General features: G+C 50.3%; 2 protein-coding genes. Both read left to right on the top strand.

Annotated elements, in window-relative coordinates; translation table 11 throughout:
- A partial coding sequence (locus CX664_RS23635; RefSeq protein WP_219622286.1) for an RAP domain-containing protein occupies positions 1–1,152 on the top strand: 1,152 nt, incomplete at its 5' end.
- Between the two features lie 105 nt (positions 1,153–1,257).
- A partial coding sequence (locus tag CX664_RS23630; protein WP_146000281.1) for a DUF1601 domain-containing protein occupies positions 1,258–4,336 on the top strand: 3,079 nt, incomplete at its 3' end.

The raw sequence follows: 4,336 nt of genomic DNA, 5'->3' as shown, positions 1-4,336 counted from the left end.
GCGAAACTGGTGGACAGCGGGCTGGAGAAAACACCAGAGCTCAAATATGCTGTGGCCACGCTGTTGCCCCAGGTGAATGCACAGAAAGACCAATTTATTCCCCAGCATATCGCCAACCTGCTGTGGGCCATGGCGAAACTGGTGGACAACGGGCAGGAGCGAACACCAGAGATCAACGAGGCCGTGGCCGCACTGTTGCCCCACGTGAATGCACAGAAAGACCAATTTATTCCCCAGCATATCGCCAACCTGCTGTGGGCCATGGCAAAACTGGTGGACAACGGGTACGAACAGACACCAGAGTTCAACGAAGCGGTGGCTGCGCTGTTGACCTGCGTGATCGTACAAAAAGCTAACTTTAACCCACAGGAAATCGCCAACCTGCTGTGGGCCATTGCAAAACTGGGTGAACTCGTTGAGCTGAACGTGGTTACCTCTACGTTCGAATCGCTTGTCTATCGAATCAGTACAAACCCTCAGTTTTCTCAGCAGGAGATATTGATGTCTCTCTGGGCCGTAATGGTATGCTGTGCCAGGTTGTCTCTAGATTCCAATGCCAATAAAAGTAACGTGTTTGAAAAGCACATGGATGACCTGTTCACTCGTCTGGAAAATACATCGCCAGACAATGGAGAGGAACAATCCATCATTACCATGGCTGCAAGTTGGCTTGGCAGAGCCTGTCCGGTCGTTCGCCATTACCACACAAACATTTCAAAAACCCAGGTCGACTTCCGCGATCAACTCGAATTATCTATTCCATCTCTGAAGATTGAAGAAGAAAAGAGTCTGAACTCATTACCTCCGGTTGACCTGCTACTGCCAGATCACAACATGGTGATTGAAGTGCAGGGCCCTTCTCATTACGTGGGTGGTGATTTCAACACCAGGAATGGTTCAACTCTGCTGAAAATCGCACTGCTGCAAAAAGCAGGATTTGAGGTCATTGAAATCCCGGCTAACCAGCTTTTGAACAACGATTTAATGAAACCATACATTGATCAAATAAAGATCAGGATAGGCATCCCGCCACAGGCTCATGACTCTGTATCACTTAAAAGAAGGTGGGCAGGTACTGCATACATTACTGGTGAAGAACATTTAGCAGAGCAAACCAACCCGGCAAAGAGGAAGAAAACAAGCAGCCAGTAACCGCCTTCCTCCCATCATGACTCAAGTAAACTTTTCCGCACAATGAACTTCTGAGCAGAACAGCAGTCTGCTTTTTATATTTTCATGAATTAATGAAATATAATTATGAATAGAAGTTCTGCTGGTATCAGTGGCAAATACGCAAGATCAGGTAATGATGACAACCAACCGAATGACCATGCCGCTTCCAGGCATGGGCGATATAGACAAGCCACAGTCAGACAGTGGGATAATACCCCTCGCACAACCCCGGGACGTAATAAATTTTACCATTCTTCTGCCGCAGGCCCTTCTCAATATCTACTGCGCCGTTCAGTAAACCCTGCTCAAAATTTTCATGCCCTCATCAAACCGGAAATAATGGCTGGTCTGGTGAGTAAATCGGAACGTTTCGGTCATCGCTATGATGGGAGAAATCACGGTCAGTATGCCAGTTCAATCAAAAAATACTCATCAGCTGCTCAAAGACCGTTAAATCGAACAGAACAAAGCCAGCTGATGCGCTTGCTGCAAAATTTTACCGTAACACGGAGCTGGAATTGGCGAAGCCTGACGACAACACTTCACTCATTTACTTCAGCGGGTGTTTTTACCCCTTATAAACCCATGGATGAGCGTGTTCAGCTCACTCAAGTTGCCTTATTGTCGACCCTACTTGATGCAATAATATTTAACTGCAACCAAAAACCGGAAGCCCGTGATATTGGTGCTCAGGAAATCGCTAACCTGCTGTGGGCCATGGCGAAACTGGTGGACAACGGGCAGGAGCAGACGCCAGAGCTCAACGAGGCCGTGGCCGTGTTGTTGCCCCATGTGAACGCACAGAAAAAACAATTGATTCCTCAGGGAATCGCCAACCTGTTGTGGGCCATGGCGAAACTGGTGGACAACGGGCAGGAGCGGACACCAGGGCTCAAAGAGGCTGTGGCCACCCTGCTGCCCCTACTGAATGCAAAGAGAGACCAATTTAACGCCCAGGATATTGCCAACCTGCTGTGGGCCATGGCGAAACTGGTGGACAACGGACAAGAGCAAACACCAGAGTTCAAAGAGGCCGTGTCTGCGCTGTTGCCCCGCGTGAACGCACAGAAAGCTGACTTTAAACCACAGGAAATCACTAGCCTGCTGTGGTCCATGGCGAAACTGATGAACAACGATCGGAAGTGGGTAACAGGGCTCAAAGAGACTGTGGCCGTGTTGTTGCCCCACGTGAACGCACAGAACAACCAATTTAATGCCCAGGAAATCTCCAACCAGCTGTGGGCCATGGCGAAACTGGTGGACAAAGGGCAGGAGCGGACATCAGGTCTCAACGAGGCCGTGGCCGTGCTGTTGCCCCACGTGAACGTACAAAAAGCGAACTTTAAACCACAGGGTATCGTGAACCTGCTGTGGGCCATGGCGAAACTGGTGGACAACGGGCAGGAGCGGACACCAGAGTTCAACAAAGCCCTGGGCGCGCTGTTGCCCCTCGTGAACGCAAAGAAAGACTGGTTTATTCCTCAGCATATCGTCAACCTGCTGTGGGCCATGGCAAAACTGGAGGACAACGGGCTGGAGCGGACACCAGATTTCAACGAGGCTGTAGTCGCGCTGCTGCCCCTCGTAAACGCACAGAAAGACCAGTTAAGTCCTCAGCATATCGCCAACCTGCTGTGGGCCATGGCAAAACTGGAGGACAATGGGCAGGACCGGACACCAGGGCTCAAAGAGGCCCTGGCCGTGCTGTTGCCCCACGTGAACGCACAGAAAGCTGACTTTAAACCTCAGGAAATCACCAACCTGCTGTGGGCCATGGCGAAACTGGTGGACAACTGCTACGAGCAGACACCAGAGTTCAACGAAGCCGTAGCTGCGCTGTTGCCCTCCGTGACCGCACTAAAAGCCAACTTTAATCCACAGCATATCGCTAACCTGCTGTGGGCCATGGCCAAACTGGTAGATAACGGGCAGGAGCAAACACCAGAGTTCAAAAAGGCCGTGGCCGCACTGTTGCCCCTCGTCAACGCACAGAAAGGCCAATTTACTGCCCAGGGCATCGCCAACCTGCTACAAGCCATGGCGAAACTGGTAGATAACGGGCAGGAACAAACACCAGAGCTCAACGAGACCATGGCCGCCCTGTTGCCCCGGGTGAACGCACAGAAAGACCAATTTATTCCTCAGCATATCGCTAACCTGCTCTGGGCCATGGCGAAACTGGTGGACAACGGGCAGAAGCAGACACCAGGACTCAACGAGGCCGTGGCGGCGCTGTTGCCCTTCGTGAACATACAAAAAGCTAACTTTAACCCACAGGAAATCGCCAACCTGCTTTGGGCCATGGCGAAACTGGTAGACAACGGGCAGGAGCAGACACCAGGGTTTAACGAGGCCGTGACCGCGCTGATGCCCCTCGTGAATGGACAAAAAGCTAACTTTAAACCGCAGGGTATCGCCAACCTGCTTTGGGCCATGGCGAAACTGATGGACAACGGGCTGGAGCGGTCGCCACGTCTCAAAGAGGCCTTGGCCGCCCTGTTGCCTTTTGTGAACGCACATAAAGCTAACTTTAATCCACAGGAAATCGCTAACCTGCTTTGGGCCATTGCGAAACTGGGTGAACTCGTTGAGCTGAACCTGGTTACCTCTACGTTCGAATCGCTTCTCTATCGAATCAGTACGAACCTTCAGTTTTCTCAGAAAGAGATATCGATGTCTCTCTGGGCATTAATGGTATGCTGTGCCAGGTTGTTTCTGGACTCCAATGCCAATAAAAATAACCTATTTGAAAAACACATGGATGACCTGTTCATTCGTCTGGAAAATACATCGCCAGATAATAGAGAGGATCAATCCGTCATTGCCATGGCTGCAAGTTGGCTTGGCAGAACCTGTTCGGTCGTCCGCCATTACCAGACAATCATTTCAAAAAACCAGGCCGACTTCCGTGATCAACTCAAATCAACTATTCCAGCTTTGAAGATCGAAGAGGAAAAGAGTCTGAACTCATTACCTCCGGTTGACCTGCTTCTGCCAGATCACAACATAGTGATCGAAATTCAGGGACCCTTTCATTACGTGGGTGGTGATTTCAATACCAGGAACGGTTCGACTCTGCTGAAAATCGCACTGTTGCAAAAATCCGGATTTGAGGTCATTGAAATTCCGGGTAACATGCTCTTGAGTCAGGATTTAATAAAAC

The organism is Endozoicomonas acroporae, assembly GCF_002864045.1.
Classification (GTDB): Bacteria; Pseudomonadota; Gammaproteobacteria; order Pseudomonadales; family Endozoicomonadaceae; genus Endozoicomonas; species Endozoicomonas acroporae.
This window is presented reverse-complemented; position numbering and strand designations above follow the sequence as displayed.